At 56.7% G+C, this 20588-nt stretch carries 14 protein-coding genes; 3 read left to right on the top strand and 11 right to left on the bottom strand.

From position 1 onward, the window contains the following. From DU505_RS19070 to DU505_RS19055, 4 genes are read right to left on the bottom strand one after another with little or no spacing between them, the layout of a single operon-like run. Nucleotides 1–1224 carry a restriction endonuclease gene (locus tag DU505_RS19070; RefSeq protein ID WP_114480552.1) on the bottom strand — a complete coding sequence of 408 codons (1224 nt, stop codon included), beginning with the start codon at nucleotides 1222–1224 and terminating at the stop codon, nucleotides 1–3. Beyond that, nucleotides 1221–5477, bottom strand: coding sequence for an Eco57I restriction-modification methylase domain-containing protein (locus DU505_RS19065; RefSeq protein WP_114480551.1), 4257 nt, complete (start codon nucleotides 5475–5477; stop codon nucleotides 1221–1223). Before DU505_RS19065 ends, DU505_RS19070 begins: the two co-directional genes overlap by 4 nt. Then, nucleotides 5474–8596, bottom strand: coding sequence for a DISARM system SNF2-like helicase DrmD (drmD, locus tag DU505_RS19060; protein ID WP_114480550.1), 3123 nt, complete (start codon nucleotides 8594–8596; stop codon nucleotides 5474–5476). Before drmD ends, DU505_RS19065 begins: the two co-directional genes overlap by 4 nt. Then, the gene (locus DU505_RS19055; RefSeq protein WP_114480549.1) at nucleotides 8523–9020 is read right to left on the bottom strand and encodes a very short patch repair endonuclease; all 498 of its coding nucleotides are present in this window, start codon (nucleotides 9018–9020) and stop codon (nucleotides 8523–8525) included. Before DU505_RS19055 ends, drmD begins: the two co-directional genes overlap by 74 nt. 676 nt (nucleotides 9021–9696) lie before the next feature. On the opposite strand from DU505_RS19055, the gene DU505_RS19045 reads away from it, so the two are divergent. Both DU505_RS19045 and DU505_RS19040 read left to right on the top strand, forming a co-directional pair. After that, nucleotides 9697–10779 carry a DNA cytosine methyltransferase gene (locus DU505_RS19045; RefSeq protein ID WP_114480548.1) on the top strand — a complete coding sequence of 361 codons (1083 nt, stop codon included), beginning with the start codon at nucleotides 9697–9699 and terminating at the stop codon, nucleotides 10777–10779. Between the two features lie 766 nt (nucleotides 10780–11545). Further along, nucleotides 11546–12733, top strand: a complete 1188-nt coding sequence (locus DU505_RS19040) for a toxin-antitoxin system YwqK family antitoxin (protein ID WP_114480547.1) — start codon at nucleotides 11546–11548, stop codon at nucleotides 12731–12733. Nucleotides 12734–13250: 517 nt separating this feature from the next. On the opposite strand, the gene DU505_RS19035 is transcribed toward DU505_RS19040, so the two are convergent. After that, nucleotides 13251–14264: a hypothetical protein gene (locus DU505_RS19035; RefSeq protein WP_147273104.1), complete on the bottom strand. Its 1014-nt coding sequence runs from the start codon at nucleotides 14262–14264 to the stop codon at nucleotides 13251–13253. 397 nt (nucleotides 14265–14661) lie between these two features. Between DU505_RS19035 and DU505_RS22420 the strand changes: the two genes are divergently transcribed. Next, complete coding sequence (locus DU505_RS22420; protein WP_147273103.1) at nucleotides 14662–15042, top strand: hypothetical protein; 381 nt, start codon at nucleotides 14662–14664, stop codon at nucleotides 15040–15042. 33 nt (nucleotides 15043–15075) lie between these two features. Here DU505_RS22420 and DU505_RS19025 read toward each other — a convergent pair whose 3' ends face one another. The 6 genes from DU505_RS19025 to DU505_RS22415 all read right to left on the bottom strand — a co-directional run bounded on the left by DU505_RS19025 (nucleotide 15076) and on the right by DU505_RS22415 (nucleotide 20470). Next, nucleotides 15076–16605: a conjugal transfer protein TraG N-terminal domain-containing protein gene (locus DU505_RS19025; RefSeq protein ID WP_181872872.1), complete on the bottom strand. Its 1530-nt coding sequence runs from the start codon at nucleotides 16603–16605 to the stop codon at nucleotides 15076–15078. Nucleotides 16606–16613: 8 nt separating this feature from the next. Then, the gene (locus DU505_RS19020; protein WP_114480543.1) at nucleotides 16614–16994 is read right to left on the bottom strand and encodes a hypothetical protein; all 381 of its coding nucleotides are present in this window, start codon (nucleotides 16992–16994) and stop codon (nucleotides 16614–16616) included. Beyond that, nucleotides 16991–18424: an integrating conjugative element protein gene (locus DU505_RS19015; protein WP_245948078.1), complete on the bottom strand. Its 1434-nt coding sequence runs from the start codon at nucleotides 18422–18424 to the stop codon at nucleotides 16991–16993. The genes DU505_RS19020 and DU505_RS19015 overlap by 4 nt, the downstream gene beginning before the upstream one ends. Beyond that, nucleotides 18421–19413: a TIGR03756 family integrating conjugative element protein gene (locus DU505_RS19010; RefSeq protein WP_114480542.1), complete on the bottom strand. Its 993-nt coding sequence runs from the start codon at nucleotides 19411–19413 to the stop codon at nucleotides 18421–18423. Before DU505_RS19010 ends, DU505_RS19015 begins: the two co-directional genes overlap by 4 nt. Further along, entirely contained in the window at nucleotides 19410–19895 is a 486-nt protein-coding gene (locus DU505_RS19005; RefSeq protein ID WP_245948076.1) for a TIGR03757 family integrating conjugative element protein, read from the bottom strand. The genes DU505_RS19010 and DU505_RS19005 overlap by 4 nt, the downstream gene beginning before the upstream one ends. 149 nt (nucleotides 19896–20044) lie before the next feature. Continuing rightward, complete coding sequence (locus DU505_RS22415; protein WP_147273102.1) at nucleotides 20045–20470, bottom strand: hypothetical protein; 426 nt, start codon at nucleotides 20468–20470, stop codon at nucleotides 20045–20047. Between the last annotated feature and the right edge of the window lie 118 nt (nucleotides 20471–20588).

The raw sequence follows: 20588 nt of genomic DNA, 5'->3' as shown, positions 1-20588 counted from the left end.
TCAGCCATCCTTTCCCCCTGAGTTTCCGAATTCGTTGTTCAACAAAGACTCGACTCTGCTTCTCGAATTGTATCCCTTCTTGATCAGTATCTCGGCGATGTCCCGGCCCGAGATAAAAATGATGGGATGCCGGTCTTCACGGACCTCCTCATAGGCCTGCTTCGACACCACCGACGTGGTGACCAGCACACCGAACTGCCTGTGACGAATGCGCGAGATGAGACGAGCGACGTCCTTCACGCCCACCGTGACGGGCGAACCCTCGCCAACGACGGATAGGCGGTAGCACTTCGCCTCCAGTGAGAACTCGGCGTGGACCGGGTCGGACATCAAGCCCAGGGAGTAGCGTCCCACTGCATCACGACCACCATCCACCACACCCCGGGTGATCTCGTCGACGACGACGCGCGTGTCGGTCATCTGATAGATGCGAGCGGCGAATGCTTCGAAGGCGTGTGGGGTGGCATTGAAGTGGCCCCAGACAGCCGCGAGGATGTCTGCCTCTAGCTTGGAGTCGACCGTCTGCTGGGCAACCGATCGGATGGTCGTGGTGGGCTCGGCGGTGAGAGGCAGGTAGTGGCCCTTCGTCAGCCACTCCCGCCACGCGTGTGGTGCATGCTCCGTCATTGAACCGCCGGCTGCGAGGTCGTCGAGCCAAAGACCTTCCACCACCGGCACGTCTAGGATGGTGAAGTGAGCGCGGTAGTTCTGGAAACGCTGCCCCTCGGCCGACTTCCATATACCCAAGAGATCCTCGGTGGCTGACAAGCCAGGAAAGCCCGGCACGGCCAAGCCCCGGAACTGCACCGAGCGTGCTCCGTGCTCGGTGGGATGCTTGCGAAACACGAAGAAGGGTGGAACGCCAACGCGCGGATGCTGGTCGGCGTGTACACGATCGAAAGCATGCCGCAACAAAGCGTTGCCACCCATCTGCGTATCATGTAGCTCACGCCCAGGCCGCTTGTTGTCTCCGTAATATGTAAAGAGGCCCGTGCTCGGGTCAAGGGTGTCGGGACAGTCGAGGTCATGCTCTTTGGTGTACAGCACCACCCAATTTCTGTCCTGGCCACGCCCCGCTATCCGGCCCTCCCCCATGTTGCCAGAGCCAGGTAGCAGCTTGTTGATCCGTTCGCCCGACAGCTGGCAGTCGAGGGCGCTTTCGTAAATGCCATCCACGATCAAAGTGCAACTCGACAGATCGCCATAAGGAACGACTCGGCTCATGAATCATTTCTCATGGCACGGTATTGAGCGCCACGGCGTTCGCCATGGCGCTCAACGAGTCCTTGATCAACGAGGTCTCGTATCGTAGAGCTCCAGTGGCTGATAGAAATGCCAGTGGCCGCCAAGATATGCGATTTGGAGTACCAGCCGTGGTGATTATTTAAAAAATCCAACACGAGGTCCCTAGGCTCATTTGCCCCATCTAAGTCAAACGAAGGCTGGACAGGCTCAAAAGGCTCATCACTCCGGGGGCTACTTATAGCCAAAGTCCGAACAGAAGAACTGTCATCACCTTTTTTCTGCAACAAGGCTTGCTCATATTTCTCATGATTAAAAGACCTCAATCGTTTCATTATTTCATTAGATGCATCCTCACCCAGACTCCAGCACCAATCAACTTTTCCAGACCCCCTAACTTTTTTATTAAACCCATATTCTGACTGCACATCTCTCCACCCATATGCAGCTAGCACCTCGCCATCCACCAAATCTATTAATTCGCGAAGTCTGGCAACCTCTTTACAACTAACACTTGGAGAGTTAATTAAGTTCATCACACCAGTAAGCCCGCAACTATTAGAGGCACAGTACTCGACCACGAGATCATTAAATTCTTTTGATGCATCAACACCCAAATCAGAAACACTATTATCCGGAACAGGAAATCGCTCCAAAGCCTCACCAATAGAAATAGAAAAAATCCCCAAGAGAGTACCGCCACTATAGTACTCAACCCAATCACGAAACCCCGTGCTAAGCGAAATTGCGTAAATATCTCCTCGCTCAAACCCCATTAAAAGAACCTTGTTTGTATAAATCCACTCTGATGGAGCCATGATCCCAACCGGATATTTTGTATTCTTCGAATATGCTATAAAAAAGTCTTTCTTGCGCAGCTTTCGCATCAAATCAGCACGATGATTCCAGTACTGCCACCATCGCTCTGACAGTCCCTTGTAACTTTTTAACGCCTCCTCGGTCCGAGTTGGCTTAACCACTGTCTCAAGAAAGCTGTAAGCTATTGGCCAGCGCTCGGCTATCTCGCTCAGCTGCATATCACCAACATCTAGAGACCACCTTTTCACGACAGTCAAGGCTGAGCCTGTTATATCATCACCACTTATATAAGGACGCAAAAGGCTTTCTTTCTCACTCTTTAAGCAACTAAACCATGGATCTCCCTCTTTAACAACAAACGCCAAGCCCTGACTATTGTTTACACCCTCAAAGGAAAAGAGAGGATCTTTCAGCTTTACAGGAATCCAGCTATTTTTTTCTTCGCCCTTTAGCCTGGCACTAACATAGTCAACTTTAGCCCCATCCAATTCGCAAAAAGACCCCCAATCGCCTTTAAAAAAACAAACAATAGAAATTTCAACAACCGCTGTTCCTGGCCAAGGCATCCGCCTTCTTGCGTAATAAATATCTCCATTTCCGACAATAAAACCTAAACCAACATCAATTGCACTTCCTTCTGCAATATTGTTGGTTGCAAGCAACCCATAACAGCCTTTTTGACGAAGGAGATCATTCGTTCGGCGGTGAAAAACAACAGATAAGTCAATCTTTCCTGGTGGCTCTCCCAGCACCATCCGACACTGCCATTGCAATGACTCACCCATTGCACCCTTCCATAGCCGATTACCCAGAAAAGGTGGGTTGCCAACAATTGCATCAAACCCCGGCACTGGCCTGACAAATACCTCCGGGAACTCTAGCGGCCAATGAAATGGATCTCGCGTCCACATAAGGTGATTATTTAATATTTCATCTGATCGACTAGAGATGGAAGCAAGAGCATCTTCATCACCCGCCAAAGCTTCTCCAGCTTCGACTGAAAGCAACTCAATTTTATCATTAAGCTTACTCTTACTACCTGAAGAAAAAAACACTTCTGCAATAAATGAATCGGCAATACTCTCCGAAACCCTAAGCCTTCGCCGTGCGTCAGCATCCATCAGAGCCATTGCTTCAACATCGTGGATGTCACGGATCGGAATTGCCCGCAGTCGCTTCCGCAACTCCATTGCATCCTGAACTGCCCTTTCAATATTTTGCCCAAACAAACGTTTTTGCCCCTTCCCTGTAGGCACAATTGAAAGTTCGTTAAGCTGATCCAAGCAATGGATTCCCAGCAAGCTGTCGCCACAACGCAAGTTGTGGTCCAGAAAGCCGAATGGTCGATCTTCAGCCAGAGTTACCAGCCAGATCGACAGTTTGGCGAGTTCCACCGCCAGCGGGTTCATGTCCACGCCGTAGAGGCAGCGTTCGGCGACGAGCCGGCGGGCGATCACCGTGCGTTCTTCGGCATCCCGTGGCAGTAGCTCACTCTCTCCAGAGCTCTCCAGCACCTCGCCGTCGATGCTGACGACACCACCCGAGGCTTCGGGCTGACTCCAGGCTTCGACGAGCCGCTCCCCCAGCCAGCGGCAGGCCTGGACGAGGAAGGCGCCCGACCCCATGGCTGGATCACATACCTTCAGGTCCAGCAGCTCTGCCGGGGACTTCAGCCGCCACTCCTCCTTCGGTTTGCCCTCCGCCGGGCCGTCGTAGGCGACCGGGGTGAGCGTCTCGTGGACGATCTTCTCGGTGAGGCTCTTCGGCGTGTAGTGCGTCCCGGTCTCGCGGCGATCATTGCCCATTACCACGGCATAGGTTCCCGGGTGATAGAGCCTGGGGTGATCCCAGGGATCCAGTGCCATCAGGTGTACGTAGGGCTCAACCCGCTCATGCAGATCCACATCACCTCGACACGCCGTCAGCAGCGCTGCGGACAGACGATCATCTCGAGACCGCTGAAGATCTCGTCTCAATGCCGAAACGCTACGCCCCGTCCGCTCACCGAGAAGCTCAATCAGAGCCTCATGACCGTCCAGCCCAGCTTCGGCGAGCTCACGTAGCGTCACCTTCGGCGACTTGATCTTGGAGGAGCCCCGTAGTTCTAGCGTGACCTCATCGACTTGTCTGACGGTACGCTCCAAGAGGCCCTCGTAGACGTGGCCGATCTGCTCGACGTCCAAAGCACGATAGGAGAGCGTGCGCCCCTTAAAACTCTGGATCGCATCAAGCATGAGCAACACGGTGCGGTCGTCGATGGGCAGCGGATCCGCTGCATCGGTGAGCCAGTTGGAGCCTGTGCCCCGCCCCTCGAGGAACGGGTAGCGATCGGGATCGAAGAGTGACCCCCCCATGGCGGGCAACCGCAGATCCGAGTGTTCGATGCCACCGTAGATGGCACGGAACAGTGCCAACAGCCGGGACCAGCCGGCATGTCTTCGTTCCAGGAGCTCGTGGGCATTGGACGACACCCGGCGCAGGCGCTGCCGGAAGGTCGACAGCGCATAGTGATTGTCATAGGTGGTGTTACCCAGCAGAAGCAGCCCTCGCTCCTCTGCCGAGAGGATGAACACGAGCCGCATCATGACGGTGAGGCCGCCTTCGTAGAGATCCTGAGGCGTCACGTCCTCCAGCAGCTTCCCGTTACGATCCTGGTTGGCCTTGTCGATGGCTTGGATCAGCACCTCGATCGCTGTGCGCACCTGATCGCCCAGAGCTTCGGTGACTTCGTCCTGATGTTTCTCGGACTTGGCAAAGAGGCTGGGCAATTGCCCTTCCTCGGGACCATAGAAACGAGGTACGGCCAGCAGCGAAACGAAGGCACGCAGAGTATCGGGCTCCTGGCTCCAGAGACGCGCGTACCAGCTGACGAAGCTCGTCACCTGGCCGGCCGGCGCATGAATGAGCATCCAGCGCTCGCCGTTGGTGACCAGGCCGATGGGGCAGTCGACACCACGCAGGTATTGCACCATGCGCTCGGCCGGAGAGGCCACCCAACCATCTCGATGGACGACCTCGTCGAGTGACGCATTGGGGGGCTCGACGAACATCGGCAGGAGGGGTTTGTCCGTGTCGTTCACATTCACGAGCACGATGTCCGGCGTCAGCGTGACGCCATGCTCCGGCAGCGAGACGTGCATGGGGTGACCGATCGGGTCTCCGCGGCAGAGGTCCTGGTCACCCATCTGAAGCGCCGTCGCCAACACCTCGTCCACCCAGGCTCGATGAAGCTCGTCCAGGCTCGGATCGTCGACGTCGACGGCCTCACGCCATTCGTCATAGGCTTGGCGAAGCCGGGCCGCATCGCGCTTGTCGCGTCCTTCCAGTCCCTGCGGGAACGCTTCGTCCAGCACCGGGATGCTCAGGAAGGGGCCGGACACCTCAATCAAATTCAGCCAGTCGTGACGTTCGCTCATGCCTCGACCTCCTTGGCGAGTGACTCGGGTATCAAGAAAATGACGGCGACGGGAAAGGTGCGCTCTGCGGGGTCGGCGTGGTGACGTTCGATGGCTCGGACTTCATTCGCCTGTTCCGCAGGCAATCGTTCCAACCTTGCCTCAAGAGCCGCACGATCTATCTTTAGCTGTCTCTCTTCCGGTTCACTCAAGAGGTCCAACTGCTCTGGCTCGCCCTTTCCGTGAAGCTTTTGTTCGAGGTGCAACTGGAGTTCGTCTAGAACCTGCCGAATGTCGTCGATCTCCTGCTGCTTGCGCTTCTCCAGGGTATTAGTCAGGTATCGCAGACGGTCACGGGAGCGTGCCTCCACGGTCGCCATGACGGCATCTCGCTGTTGCTCGAATCGCTCACGGAGGGCCAGGAAGTGGTCCTCCGACACCTTTGCCGGTCGAGATTCATCGAGCCAGGCGCGAACGGTGGTGACACGGTCCTCGCGTTTGAAGCCATTAGACCTCAGGTAGCCTCCTGCCTCGGTCAGCTCCTCGTGAAGGCGATGATGCTGCCCTCCGGTGACCACCAGCCGAGACACCACCGCCACAGCGGGGGATTCCAGCCGATCGTCGGGCAGAGCCCGTACAGCCACTCGCTCGAGGCGCTTGACGTCGTCACGTTCCCACACCTGGGCGCGCAGGAGACGCAACGACAGTTGAACCAGCGGATGGTTGAGGTGCACCAAAACCACGTCGTCACGCCCCTTGGCGACGTCGTGGTCGAAGGTGATGGGTCGCAGCTTTTTGGTGAAGGGGTGCAGCAGACCCTCCAGCCCCTGTGCCCAGCTACCCGAGAGTCGAGGAAGCCTGAACACCTTGCCCTCCGGTGCACCTTCGAGAGAGGTCGGTTCCAGATCGGGCTTCTCGGCGATGCGAAGCGCAGTTCGTACTGCCCTCTCGATATGTTCGGCATCGAAGTGTTGTTCCCGACGTGTCTCCTCGATGCGCTCGTGCAGCTTGGCTATCCTCTCGCGAAGATCCCGATCCGACTTGATCAGATGCCGACTCTTGTTGGCACGGACCTCGGCTTCCTGGGTGTCGAGTTCGCTGATTCGTCCCTCGAGAAGAGCGGGCAGCTGTGGGGCGATGACGGGATTCACACTGCCCATGTCGGCACGCATGGTTTCTAACTTGTTGAGCGCACGTAGGATGTCCGCCCCCACCTCGCCGTTGGCGTCGATGGGGTGCCAGATGCGGACTTCGTCGGCCCTCTGTCCATGACGGTCGATCCGCCCGTTGCGCTGCTCCATGACGTTGGGGTTGTAGGGGATCTCGACGTGGATCATCAAACTACAGTGGTTCTGCAGGTCGATGCCCTCGGAGGCCGCATCCGTGGCCAGGAGAATCCTCAGGGGTGATTCGCTGGGGTGAGCCTGAAACGCAGCCTTGATCTGCTCACGTTCATCGGTGTCCATGCCGCCGTAGATCAGTTCCATGCGCTCGGCGCCGAAACCATGGGCGGAGAGGATCTGCTGAAGCCAGCGTTGGGTGTCGCGATACTCTGTGAACAGGATGACTCGCTCATCCGACCAGGTGCCATCGCGTCGTATGTGGCTCTCCAGCCAGTCGATGATGGCTGTCGCCTTGCTGTCAGTTCGGTGGGCATTGTTCTGGGCCCACTGCATGAGCTCGCGAAGGATCTCGCGCTCCTCGTCATCGAGGGGGCGGCTCCGACGATCGACCTCGACCAGGGCTTCCGCTTCGGCGGCGTCACGCTGACCATCGTCGGCGTAGTCCTCCTCGGTGCGGGCGATCGCTCGGCGGAGGATGCCGGCATCAAGCCTGTTCGAGCGCTCTTCGCCGGTGCCATCACGCCCCTCCATGGTGTCGACGTGCTTGGCGAGCGTGGAACCGAATGCGGCAGTGGAGGAGGTGAGACGCTTCTTCAGGAGTTGATGTACGAAGTGCTGCGCAGAACGATCCCCCGCCTCGCCTGACTCTCGACTGGCGATATACCGGTCCAGCAGTTTTCTGGTGCGCTGCTCGTCTGGGGTATAGGGGACCTCCAGTGCCTCGAGGCGTCGGCGAGCGTATATGAGACGCCCATCGGGGTGGACGAGCTCCGACTTCAGGCGACGCACCATGACGGTGGCGAGTCGTGACTCGTCCGGCTCCACGTTGCGGGCGAAGCGCTGGTCGTCCAACAATTCGAGAAGTGCGGTGAACGACTCGGTGAAGCCGTTGTGCGGTGTCGCCGTCAGGAACAGCTTGTGCTGGAAGTGGGGGGTGAGCATGCGCACCAGCCGTGTACGCAGGCTGTCGACGGCATAGTGCTTGACCGTGGGTGCCACGTTGTGGGCTTCGTCGACGACGAGGAGATCGAAGTGCCGCGGGAAGCTGGTGTGTAACGGCAGAACATCACGAAGATGCCGAAGGCCCTCACCCTGTTTCGCCCAGTCCATGGAGGCGATGAGGCGCGGGAAAGAGGTCCAGGGGTTGGCATGCAGGCCCTGTTCGCGGCGCAGTCTCTTGAGATAGGGGGTGTCGACGATGCGGAACTCGAGACCGAACTTCTCTTGCATCTCTTGGCGCCACTTCTCCTGAAGCGACGCCGGACAGAGAACCAGCACGGTCCTGGCGCGGTGGCGAAGAAGCAGTTCCTGAATGACGAGACCTGCCTCGATCGTCTTGCCGAGGCCGACGTCGTCGGCGATGAGCAGATTGACTCGCGCCATGTCGATGGCCCGCACCAGGGGATCGAGCTGGAAGTCCTCGATGCTTACGCCGCTTCGGAACGGCGCCTGGAGATAGCCCCTGTCGGCATTCGTAGCGGCGCCCCAACGTACCGCATCCAGAAAGGCCTCGAGCGTGTCGGCATCATCCAGTCCGGTGATCGTCGGCAACCCAGCACGCTCGATGATATGAGCACCGGGCTCGATCTCCCAAATGGCCTGTAATTCGTCACCCAGGGCATCGTCCTCGATGGACGACAGTAGTACGAGATGCTGAGTCCTTCGCTTCCCTGCAATGTCTGAGGGAACGACGTCAGCCACTACCCACTGTCTACGCCTGACCTCAACCAGTTGGCCCGGTTCGGGGACCCCCGCCACTCTTTCGACTTCCGCTGTCCCTTCCAACACTTCCGACATGTGATGCCCCTTCGGTGTCGGGCGACTGCCCTCTGCATTGTGCAGCCTCGCCCTTCAGTTCTTTCAGTTCGCGCTCTATGCGGTCGGCGGCTTCGGCAGCCGGCTCATGCTCCCAGACTCGGAGCACATGCCATCCTAATGTGGTCAAGCGACGATTGGTGTCGCTATCCCGCTGTCGATTGGTCTCGATCTTGTTTCGCCAGAATTCGGCGTTGTTCTTGGGCCAGGTCCCATGCAACGGACATCCATGCCAGAAACAGCCGTCGACGAAGACGACGAGCCGCTGGCGAGTGAAGACGATATCCGCCACACGTCTCGGCTTCGACGAGACGGTGTACCCCACTCGGTAGCGCAGCCCTCTACGATGGAGTTCGCGGCGTATCACCATCTCGGCAGAGGTGTTTTTCTGCCGAGTCTGCTGCATGCGACGTCCGACATCAGGAGAAGATGGCTTCGGCCCTTTCATCGAAGTCGACATAAGTGTCCTTATCTCTCGGGCCTGATGTCTCCAAGTGTCACCATAAGCTCTAGGCTACCACCCGGCCCAGCTCTACGGGTACTGCATTGCCATGTACTTCTCGAGGCGCGGCACGTTCCCCATGATCACCAGGTCGGGCAGGGGGCTGCCCCCACACACCCTCCTGTCCTGCCTGCCTCGCTGTAGTCCAAGTTTCCGTCCGCACTCTATCTACGGACTTATAGCTCTGACGTCGACAATGGAAGGCCGGATCCTGACGCGCCTGCATAAAGATTGTGAATGGAAGCCGTCACTGGTCAGGAAAAAGAAAGCGAGAGCGCTCTAGTAAAGAAGTAGGCTCGCTTGCGAAACGTGCGGATTCGATTTCGAAGCCACCGATGGCGCCCATGATGCATGGCTTCATCGAATGTCACCACAGCCAACCATTGCACACCCTGGAGCCCGGTGACAAAACGAAGCTTGATGATCTCGCTCTGCTGTGGGCCAACAGTCATCACATGGTACATGCGAAGCGCCCGTGGCTCGCCCTGGACGAGCTACGTACCCTGTTACGTTAGATTTTACCCTCGAGGTACGGAGTAAAAGCATGTAGAATGTGGCGCATGATGGGAGCAAAGCGCACATGATCGAAGCCGTAGACCTTTTCTGTGGAGCTGGTGGCCTGACCGCTGGCTTACGCCAAGCCGGTGTCCGGGTTCACGCCGGATATGACATCGAGGCCTCATGTCGTTTCGCCTACGAGTGGAACAACGGGGCACAGTTCGTCGACGAGGATGTCTCTAAGGCCAAACCGGAGCAGGTGGGCGCCTGGTATCAAGACTCAAACGCTGCCAAGCTCCTGGCTGGCTGCGCCCCATGTCAGCCTTTCTCGACCTATAATCAGGGAAAGGACACTACCACTGACAAGAAGTGGCCTCTGTTAGGAGCCTTTACTCATCTCATCCGTGAGATTCAGCCAGAACTCGTCACGATGGAAAACGTGCCGGACGTTACCAAGCACGCCATTTACCATGAGTTCGTCGACGCTCTCAAAGACGAGGATTACCATATCTGGGCCGGCCCTGTGGCATGCGTAGATTACGGATTACCACAGAATCGTCGGCGCCACGTCCTGTTGGCATCTCGTCTCGGCCCGATCTCGCTGATTCCCCCGACTCACCTTTTGGCACCAGTCTCGGTGCAGGATGCCATCGGCCACATGCCCCCTCTCGCGGCAGGCGAAACTTGCCAGAGTGACCCTTTTCATAAGGCAGCTAGGCTATCCGAACTCAATATGAGGAGGATGAAAGCGTCCAAGCCCGGCGGCACCTGGCGAGACTGGCCCGAGGAGCTCGTGACCGAGTGCCACACGAAAACCAGCGGAAAGACCTATTCAAGCGTCTATGGCCGTATGGAGTGGCACAAACCAAGCCCGACTATCACGACGCTTTGCTACGGCTTCGGTAACGGCCGATTCGGTCACCCTGAACAGGATCGGGCCATCACTCTCAGGGAGGCAGCGTTCCTTCAGGGCTTCCCGGCGAATTACCGCTTCACGGAGCCTGGCTCCGAGATCCATTTCAAGACAACAGGACGCATGATAGGCAATGCCGTGCCAGTGAAACTGGGCGAAATTATCGGGCTCAGCTTCATTCAGCATCTTAAGGGGATGGCTCAACAGGTGACAGATCGAACTCCCGCTGCAGCCGAGCTGCCAGCGTTATGAGATCCTGCATCACATACTCCCAGACGATCAAGACTCGCCACCCAAACGCCCGCAAGGCCTCCTGCTTGAGAGCGTCTCTTTCTACGTTGCTCTCGAATTTGGGCCGCAAAAAATCCAGGTTGATCTTGGGCGTAGAGGCGTAACGGCAGCCAAGATGTCAGCCAGAGTAAGGTTGAGCCCATCAGGCCATCCTCACGAAGCTTGAGCTGGAGACGTGCCAGCACCGCATCGAAGGTGCCGTTCAACACCTGTCGATCATCCCGCCTTAGCCGGCCCATCTCCAGGGGGGGCAGAGACGATGTCCTTGACCAGCGACCAACTATGGTCGGAGAGCTCGTAGCGTCCTTCCATACCTCACCCATGCTGCTTCGGCATAGTGACATTAGCAAATTCGACTTTTCGTACAAAGCCTAGATTACAGAGATCCGCAAGTCGACGCATGACACCCCACTCGAGCAGCTCGATCTGTGATGGGGAGTATCGCCCTGCCTGGGCCAAGGGCAAAGCCAACAACCGAGACTTGTGCAGGACGCCACTCTCTGGCCCATATGACGAAGCGCTACCTTTTTTACCTTCGGTCCGCAAACCATGAGGTGTGTAGTGCTTCGCAATATCGGCGAGCCGGGGCGCAGCTAGTTAGCAATCACTAACCCTCTAGACCAGGCACCGCCAGTGAAGTGAATTAAGCTGAAAAAAAAGCTAACGACCCTAAAGATCTAGCCCTCAGTGTCGATATTAGCGATATATGACTTTTTAGAGAGATCAAATGAAAGGTATTCGATTCGCTTTTTTCTTGCCATTTGCGGCCGTGGTTTTCCTGTTGTCTGGATGCACCCAGGAGGAGATATCCTACAGGCAACTAGAGACTTATAACGGCTTGTCTTATAAATACCAGGAAAATGATCCTTTTTCGGGTATTGTTACTGATTACCCCATGAATTTTCTTGGCGTCATGACGGTTGGTTCTTGCCGGCTTGAAATGGAAAAAGGCATGCCGAGCGGCTCCTTCGATTGCAGCAATAACGCCGGGGAAAGAGTGGCTTCTGGTAACACCCTGGCAGGTCAATTAGATGGCGTTCTGAAAGTATGGAATCCCAGCAATGATCAACTTATTTCTCAGTCAGAATACAGGAATGGCAAAAAGGATGGTGAATTTACTGAATTTAACCCTGTAAATGGCCAGCTGATCAAGATGACCAATTACACAAATGGCCAACTTGACGGCGAATACAAAGAGTGGCTATCTGATGGCGATGTGCTGACGGACCTGGTTTTCGAAAACGGAAAAAAAACGGGTTTCCAAGGTAGCTATGATTTTGGTCATGTTCATCTTTTGGTTCATTACCTAAATGGAGAAAGACACGGTGAATATATCAACTATAATCCCGACGGATCTATTAATAAAATAACTAATTATGCTAACGGACGTCAACATGGAGATGTGATTTCTTATAATGAGTTTGGCGAATCCCATGTGAGCGCAAAGTATATTGAAGGCAAACAAACTTATGAACATTCCGTTGCTTACAACTCAGACGGGAGCGTGTATCGTCAGGTGACTCGGGTTCTGGCGGGCGAGCCCGATCCATCTAATTATTTCCAAGATTTTGTTAAAGATGGTGTCGAGGAGCGGTTTTACAGAAACGGGGATCTTGAGTTCAGGGTGAATTGGGACAAAGGTGTCGTCATTGATGCTGTTAGGGTTATCAGAACCCATCCTGACATGGAGTTTTTAAGCGAAGTCAATGGTGTGAGCAAAGGCGGCCATATCTATAAGGAGGGGCCTGAGAAGCATTATTTTAATGCTGATAACTATTATGCCCTTATTGACTGGTCGGCAGGTGACATAGTGAAATGCGAGATCTACCGTGACGGCATAAAACTAGATGATTCGTGCAATCCGGCGATGACCAATATAGATAGCAATTTCTATCCATTCGGATATAATTATTAAATATGTTAAACTCCAAACTGGCAACCACTTCTGGGTTATTAGTGGCAACTACCACCGTGCACTAATCTTCGTTATCATGCTCGGAAGGTTATGGTATGGGAGTTGTAGAGTATTCGGTTACAGAGCGGTGAGCACCGCAGGTGCTGCGCTTATTTCTTGAACTCAGGAAAACAAAAATGAGTGAGATAGCGACTGATCGAAGCATGTAGTTCGTGCCACCAGATGAAGCAGTTCTGGGCAGAAGCAGCATGAAGGACTGGAGCAGCCCTTTGTCCATTCAGCCCTTTAGGTTTTCTCTCCAATTCTCCTCACCCTGCCTTTCCGGGTAAGCCCCTTCCCCTTGGCTTACCCATTCCATTACTCCTTTGGGCTTTTTCCCTTTCCCTCTGGGTAAATTTTTCGATCAACAGGATCCTCAGTCTGGCGGGGTACGGGGCCTGTCCGTGGACTCAAGAGCCACAGGACGACGACAGGCGGCACTCATGAAACTTCCAAGCTAGCGGCACTTCCATCAGGATCAGAACGCAACCTGATCAGGCTCAGAGAGGATGATCTGAGGTTGGCCCCGGTACTCGCCGATTACTCCTACGGCACAGACCTTTCGACTCAGCAAATCGTTGCCATGTGAGAGGATTGACTGGAATTTGCTTCGGTCATTCCCCCAGATCACCAAGGTAAAACGCGCCGGATCAGGGTAAGCGACGCCCAGAGTGATGAAAGTGGGGCTGCCACTCACGCTCTCGCGTGTGGTGAATTGTACTACAGGCCCCATTAGTGCCTTCCTCTGGCCCACATGCTGGCCAGCCTCCTCCCAACTGATCGGATTGGCGCAGCTATCACCTCCCGCTGATGAATAAGCCCGAGGCATCAAGGTCGTCGTCTGCTCTCGGTTGAGAAGGACGTCCTTAAAAGTGAAGATGCCTAAGGCAGCAACAAGTACGAAGGCAAAAGCCCAGACGGACGTTTTCAATGTTCGGGTCTCATTGTTGAGGGTTTCGACGTGTTTGTGTGCTTCAAGCAAAGCTCCTTCTAGGCTCTCGCCTTTAGCTTTTGCGCTCTCCTGCGCCGCTTGGGCTCCTTGGAGGGATCTCTGAAGCTCTCCTAGTGAGCCCTGATCTGCACGGTTGAGCTGCCCCAGTTGAGACTGCTTCATGATCAGCGTGAGGTACTGCAAGCATCTTTGAGGGTGGTCACGCACGTCACGGTTGGCGATGCGCAAGACATCCCACCCCTGACTGACCAGGGCAGCATGTCGCCGTTGCCAGTCCACAAAATCCTCATGAGTCATGCCGGTACCGGTGCCACGCTTGTCAAAACCATCGATCTCGATGGCTAGTTTGAAGTGACCCGGTACCTCGTAAGAGAAGTCACAATAGCGCTGACGTCCATCGATGTCTTGGAAGGGTGCCTGCGCCTGCAGGTGGGCAAAATCGACACCGGGGAGATGGGCGAGGACCTGCTTGATGAACATCCCCTCGAAGGGACTGCCGAGCTTCGCTGCGTTCAGACGTAGCCAAATTTCTGGTGTCATGGACAAGACCATACCCCTGGATTAATAGAGAGCTGCAGCGCTCTAATTCGTACAACAGCGCCTCAATGCCTGGCCTCACCAGGCATCTCCCTGTAACCCAGCGTTACCATCGTTGCTCATAAGTTAACTTAAAGCTAGTGCTTTGCCTCTACAGGCATTTCTAGCTCCTGCCAAGATGGACGCTGGCATATCCATGCAGACCTCTAATGGCCAAGCATCTACCCGGTTCCGTTGCCGGCCAAGGCGTCGCTAAAATAGGGTTTCGTGCTACCCTGAGGGTGGAATATTCGGCACCTGGCATGCGTCGTGCCTGCCCAGCGAGAGGAGCATGAACGCGACGTATGGCCCACAAGCAAACCGCCATGTTGTAGCTGTAACTGTGTGCGAGGAGTTCAACATGAGTCATAAGCCCCTTCGCCCTGAGCATTCCCATAAAGCTGGTGATGGCTGGTCTGACGGCTGGCATACCCAAGCCTCCGCTGCAGAGTCTCTCAAGATCCTGGGCGAGTCCGCATCTACCACTGTCCGCTCCACCGCCAAGGCAGCATCCACCGTTGATGGATGGAAGCGTGCTGGCAGCCTAGGGGGCAAACTGCTAGGTGGAAGCTTGGCACTTGCCGCTGGTGTCACCCAAGGCATCTTGCAGAATGCTGCCGAATCCTCCTCCGGCAGCGAGGAAGAGGAGGCTGAGCTGTTCGAAGATGGATGGAGATGGGGTGCGGATGGTTATGGCTACTACCAAGGTGGGTTTCGAATGCCTGGTCCAGATGATGACTAGGGCCAGCATAGGCTGGCCCTAATCGACTCCGTACTAGATCTTCCCTCCGGAAGCCGTGGACTGTGTCTTGTCCCCTCCCTTCTTCCCAGCTCCTTGAGCATCTCCGGCCCCACCTTTTACCGAAGAGCCAACTGCTTCACCCACTCTCATCCCTGCCCAACCCAGCACCCCTAGCCAGATCGCCGGCAGCACCAGGAACATCATTCCCTCGACGAACTGCAACACCAGCTTGTCGTAGGCATTGTTGGCGGCGGCCATCCAGCTCATCTTGGCCGCATCGCTGTTATAGATCAGATCGATCAGCTTCGAATCGATCCATCTCGCCAGCTCCCACCAGAACGTCAGGAACCAGGTTCCGAATAGCCCGAAGGTGGCCATACCCACCGCCCTGTAGGAATAGCCCGAGATCACCATCACGAATGGCAGGCAGATCACCAAGGCCATCACCAGGATCGCCTGAACCATGGGCAGCGCCTGTTTCAGCATGTCCATCCCCGCCGAGAACGGCAGAATAGACAAACCACCACCAATAGCGCCTGCCCCCGTCACAATAGAATCCCAGAAGCCGGCTCGGCCGCCTCCACCCAGGTCCCGGTAGCCAACAACGGCCTGGTCAAGGTTCCCACTTGCAGCCCCCGATCTTGGGCTAACCATCCGCCGGATCACGTAGTCCTCGGCTTCGTTACTGGTGAACACGCTGCGGAAGCTGTCCCAGAACCCCGAATCAACCTGGTCGTGCAGTCTCGCTCGCAGGCCGACGTCGGACGACGACCACCACTCCCGGCAGGTCGGGTAGCCGGGTTGACCAGGGCCGGTATTCGGCCGGGATACGTCCCGATCTGCGTCATAGGGAAAGCCTGTTACCGGCCGACCGGCATGAAAGCTGTCGTAGTAGCCTGGGGTATCCAGAAAGAAGCGGCTTCCGATCCAGTCGACATCGTGGGCGCGAGAGGGCTCGACGCTGCCGTACTCCTGGAAGAGCCTGTTACGGGCGGGCCCGAAACAGGCCAACTGGAATTCACCGACTTCGCGTTTCAGCACCGGATCCTCGACAGAATTCAAGTCCAGCTCGGTGCGAATCGACTGGAAGTCGGTACTGCATGGAATGGCTGTAATGGCCGCCCCGGTCATGCCATGAGATACGGCATGGACGAATGCCCACCAGACGGGGATGTTCGCTGTCTCCCCATCGATTGCACTGAGAGCCGACTCTCCCCACTCTCCGCCAGCGAATTGGCGCGTGCCACACTCTTGGCTGCGCCGCTGGTCCACATCTACCGTGGTTAGTTGCACCTGGAGAATCGGCTGGCAGGTGAACAGGAGGATAAGCACCATGACGTACAGCCGCGTCTCGATGCGGTTGATGGTCAAGACGCCCTTGTTGCCCTCGTCGTCACCCTCTTGTCGAGCCTTGAACCACTCAGAAGCAATTAGCGCGATGAACGGTATCGCCGCCAGGGCGGTACTGGTCATCACGTTCCAGATGGCGTTATGGATCAGCCAGCCAAGCATGACCAGGGCATTGGTGAGGTAGTCGAAAACCACCAGCGGCGCCGTGAGCACTCCCTCCATCACATGCCTCCCAGCCAGTTGGCTACGTTCATCAGCTCGAGGACGACGATGAAGCCTATCGACACGAGTTCGATGCGATTGAGCTTGTGGCGGGCTCGCACGCCTCCGTCTCGATCACCGCCAATTCTTGCCAGGACGCGGGGCTTCCAGTAACGAAGCCATAGCCAAGTGATCACGCCATAGAACACCAATCGCCATCCCATCAGTAGTGGCGCAGCAGTATCCATAGTGGTTCGCCAGGCAGCGAGACTGCCTGCCAACCGGATACCGATCGAGGCGATGACACCACTGAGGAAGACAACAGCCACTAGGGCAACCACAAACACCACCAGCGATGGCCAACGCCTCGGGTCGTACCAAGCATGCCGGAAGCGGTTCATTCTTCTACCTCATTCACCGGCCGGCCGCGGCTATCCAGGGTTGCCCCCGGACGTGCTGTCTCGTCTCGGGTGGAGCCCGCCGCACGGTTGGCGGCACGTTCCAATGCAGTCCCTGCGGCACTGCCGGCCAAGGTCTTGCGGATCTCCATCTCGGACTTCAGGGAATCTATGTCGCGGTCCAGAGAGGCAACGCGGCGATCGATAGACGTCATGGCTGGATCGTTGTTGGCAATCCCCGGCTCACTGATCCCGGCGAGCATCATCCGCCTTGCCCAGATGGCCTTGGTCAACGTGCGTGCCAGTGCCATCTCGCTGGAAAGGCGATGCACGAGGAAGCTTGATTGGGGATCCGTGCGCAGCGACTCGATCACCCCACGAGACACGGTGAGCCCATCGCCCGCGGACACCTCTCGGAGGTTCTCGGGGGTGGGCGGCTCATTGCCGGCGACTAGGGCCACGAGTTTCTCGTGCACTTCCCGCTGCTCTTTCTCAAGCTCACGCATCAGCCCGGTGCCGGCCTGGGACCGCTGCTTTTCGCAGTCTTCGCAAGTCTGCAGCTCATCCTCACCGATCACAGCGACGGTCCACTCGGCGGCGTCTTCCGGACTGCCCCAAACGGTGCACATGCCCCCCTGGCACTCGCCGCTCCCGCCCCCGCCTGACCCACTGCCGCCGCCAATCCAGTCACCCTCGTCGGTGGGCACCGATCCCCAGCCACCGCCACCACCGGTGACTGCGGCGTTGCTCGTGACGTCGTCGCGCCCATGCAGCAGGTTGTAGCCAGCAGTGGCAACATCCTGTACGACTCGGATAGGTTCCTGATTGCTCCCGCCCCGCCTCTCGCCGCCAACCCAGGTCGTGCCACCGTTTCCGCCGGACCGCTCGACCTGCTCTTGCGCTGCCACGACGTCGTCATTGCTTGTCGCAGCATCTTGCCAACTCTCTGCTACTGCCATTTCGTGCAGGCCCGCGCCCATCGCTGCGTCGGCCATCCGCTCGGCCATCTGTTGGCACGATAATTTGCCCTTATCGAAGTCCATGCGCCCCTGGAGGACGCCATTGGACAGCAGGTCGTAGAGACCGGGGTTGGCCCGTTGGATGATCATGGCCGGTAGCTGTGCGACGGCGCCTTGGGCGTTCTGGACGACCTCGCCCATCAGATTCTGAAAGCCGTTGGTGAGGCCGTTGAGCTGATTCGATACCGTCGCGCCGATGTCGAAGTTCCCGCACGAGGAATTCATGTTCCAACGGACGCCCATGCCCGTCTTGTACGGATTGTGACCTCGACCGGCCGAAATCGAGAATGGCGAGGCCCCGCCGATGTCGTAGTAGAGATCATCGGCGAAGGACTGGGCTTGGGCATCCTGCCCCAGGATCATGGCCATGGCCGCAGCCACGGGCAAAATGGGACTCAGGACAGTTCGCTTCATAGGGATCTCCTTGCATAGTCGCCGGTGTGGTAAAGCAGTTCCTGTCCCCGCCGCTGGCAGCAGCGATAGCGCCCCCATAAGGCGAAGACGTAATCGCCGGCTTCATCGAGGCGATCGGCATAGGTGTCGGCGGGACTGCGGTCGGGCCACACGACGCAGGACCGGCTCGTCTTGGGCGTCAGATGCTGCCACCGGTGGTCATCGTCCCCCTCCTCTACGGGGCCCGGTGGCCAGTAACCGTCCCTCTCAGAACTTACCAGCGGCTGGTAGACGTGGGGCTGGCCCTCGCGAGTGACGATGTCGGCGGAGCGCTGGGCCATCAGTGCAGCTGACTTGTAATCATGTACCTGGTTGATGAAGCCGCTCCGCGGGTAGATGTTGCCCCAGAGATCCGTACCCATTTTCCCCAGTTCCCGGCGGCCCGGGATCAGCGCCTCGGGATAGGCCGACTCGGGGATGCCTGAGCGCCACGCCAAGGCGTCCAACGTCGAAATGAAGTAGGGCTGGAAGGCCTGTGCGGCACCTGAGCAGGTGTACCCGAGGGCACTGGCGAATTGGTTGAAGAGCTCAACCCCGGGGTGACCGATGGCATCGACATTCTTGAAGCGCAGGTGCTCCTGCATGTCCGACTGGGCCTCGGAAGTGCTCTGGCCGCCTGCCAAGGCGTCTCCGGTGGGAGGTGACACCATGGCGATTTCGCGCCAGGGGTTCTCGCCGGTGTTCTCATAGCTGGACACCACCAGCTCCGGAATATAGTGACGGACCTTGACGGAAGTGCGGATGCTGCAGCCGAAGGTAGTGCAGTGTAGCCATACGCAAATACCTATGACGCTGTAGTCGAGGCACTCAGTCGATAGCGCGGACTCCACGATCTCCGGGGTTGTGATGCTTGTCGCTCTGGCGCTTTGGGGTGCGTGGCTGCCCAGAAGAGCCAGTACACCGGCCACCAGCACGGCCGTCAGCCAGCGAGGTGGATACGTGCCGATCATCGCGCCACCTCCTCTCGAGCCCGCAGAATCTCGATGAGCGCGGCGTTGACATCGGGCTCACCGTAGACGACGTACTGGCTGTCCACGACCACGGCGGGGACGCTCTCCACGCCGAGCATCCAGGCGCGCGTCACGCCGATGTGCTGCTCGGCGTACCGCTTAGTGATGTCCTCCCACTCCGGTGACTGCATCCGTTCGAGCATGACAGCCTTGGCGGCATCCGCCTCGGCTGGAAGGTCCTCGGACAACTCGGCATCAAGGCGTGCCGGCGCATCGAGCTCGATGACGGCAGCCCCTGACGGCACGTTGGTGACGGGTTCACCGGCCACCGTGAAGATCTCCACGGTGTATCCCCCCCTTGCAGTGGGGTGAAGATCACTCAGGAGGGCTTGGCCCAGCACACTTACTGGTACCAAAGCCACAGCGGTGACGACCAACCTGGCCAGCCAAGGGAAGGTGTTCGAGTGCTGTCTCTGCATCATGGCCACTCCGGAGGATGGATTGGCTCAGAGATACCAATCCCCGGGGACTGCCACAGCAGGAAATGTTAAGTGGTTCGGATCGGATTTTTTGCGATGGAACCCCTCGAGTCGCGCTCTAAGGGGGATCGAGGGCCCAACGTCGAAGAGCCCTAATTTTTCTTTATAATTAAAAAATATGCACCATCCCAGAAAATATATCCGCTATGATCATCTCTTTTAATGATAGTAAATCCTGGGCCCATCCAAGATGGAGTACAGTCCACCTCAATTAACTCAACCATTGAGGTATTGATTTCTAGAGTTTCAAGTGTAGACATATTCCTTCCCATGAAATCGACAGGAGGCACAGAATTAGATTCATAAGCTGGAGCGTTGCAGATTTCGTTTTTTAATTCTACTGAGTTATTACTATAGTGTATATCAAGCCCAACCCATGCAGCAGCTTCTTGATCTGTCATAGCAGTAACCCCAGGAAATCTAGCTTCTACGATCCTCCAATCCCCCAAATACCATTCTCTTTCCCCTGAGAAAGCAGGATAGGATAATGCAGCCAAAAGGACTATTAAATAATGCATATGGACTCCATATAGTGGCTAGGTAGTTCATGATTACAGTTGCAATTGTTTTCACTTTATAAGAGGTGGTGAACAGGTCAAAAGGGGTTGTGTTTTTCACCAACGTTATGTTATGAAA

Origin of the sequence: Billgrantia montanilacus, from assembly GCF_003336675.1 — a bacterium.
Lineage (GTDB): Bacteria > Pseudomonadota > Gammaproteobacteria > Pseudomonadales > Halomonadaceae > Halomonas > Halomonas montanilacus.
The sequence above is the reverse complement of the archived record's forward strand: the minus strand, read 5'-3'. Positions and strand labels throughout refer to the sequence as shown.

What these genes read in the sequence shown, in the direction of transcription:
- DU505_RS19070 (WP_114480552.1), bottom strand. Translation starts at nt 1,224, where the DNA reads ATGAGCCGAGTCGTTCCTTATGGCGATCTGTCGAGTTGCACTTTGATC.
- DU505_RS19065 (WP_114480551.1), bottom strand. Translation starts at nt 5,477, where the DNA reads ATGAGCGAACGTCACGACTGGCTGAATTTGATTGAGGTGTCCGGCCCC.
- DU505_RS19040 (WP_114480547.1), top strand. Translation starts at nt 11,546, where the DNA reads ATGAAAGGTATTCGATTCGCTTTTTTCTTGCCATTTGCGGCCGTGGTT.
- DU505_RS19015 (WP_245948078.1), bottom strand. Translation starts at nt 18,424, where the DNA reads ATGAAGCGAACTGTCCTGAGTCCCATTTTGCCCGTGGCTGCGGCCATG.
- DU505_RS19045 (WP_114480548.1), top strand. Translation starts at nt 9,697, where the DNA reads ATGATCGAAGCCGTAGACCTTTTCTGTGGAGCTGGTGGCCTGACCGCT.
- DU505_RS22420 (WP_147273103.1), top strand. Translation starts at nt 14,662, where the DNA reads ATGAGTCATAAGCCCCTTCGCCCTGAGCATTCCCATAAAGCTGGTGAT.
- DU505_RS19055 (WP_114480549.1), bottom strand. Translation starts at nt 9,020, where the DNA reads ATGCAGCAGACTCGGCAGAAAAACACCTCTGCCGAGATGGTGATACGC.
- DU505_RS19010 (WP_114480542.1), bottom strand. Translation starts at nt 19,413, where the DNA reads ATGATCGGCACGTATCCACCTCGCTGGCTGACGGCCGTGCTGGTGGCC.
- DU505_RS22415 (WP_147273102.1), bottom strand. Translation starts at nt 20,470, where the DNA reads ATGCATTATTTAATAGTCCTTTTGGCTGCATTATCCTATCCTGCTTTC.
- DU505_RS19035 (WP_147273104.1), bottom strand. Translation starts at nt 14,264, where the DNA reads ATGACACCAGAAATTTGGCTACGTCTGAACGCAGCGAAGCTCGGCAGT.
- DU505_RS19020 (WP_114480543.1), bottom strand. Translation starts at nt 16,994, where the DNA reads ATGAACCGCTTCCGGCATGCTTGGTACGACCCGAGGCGTTGGCCATCG.
- drmD (WP_114480550.1), bottom strand. Translation starts at nt 8,596, where the DNA reads ATGTCGGAAGTGTTGGAAGGGACAGCGGAAGTCGAAAGAGTGGCGGGG.
- DU505_RS19005 (WP_245948076.1), bottom strand. Translation starts at nt 19,895, where the DNA reads ATGATGCAGAGACAGCACTCGAACACCTTCCCTTGGCTGGCCAGGTTG.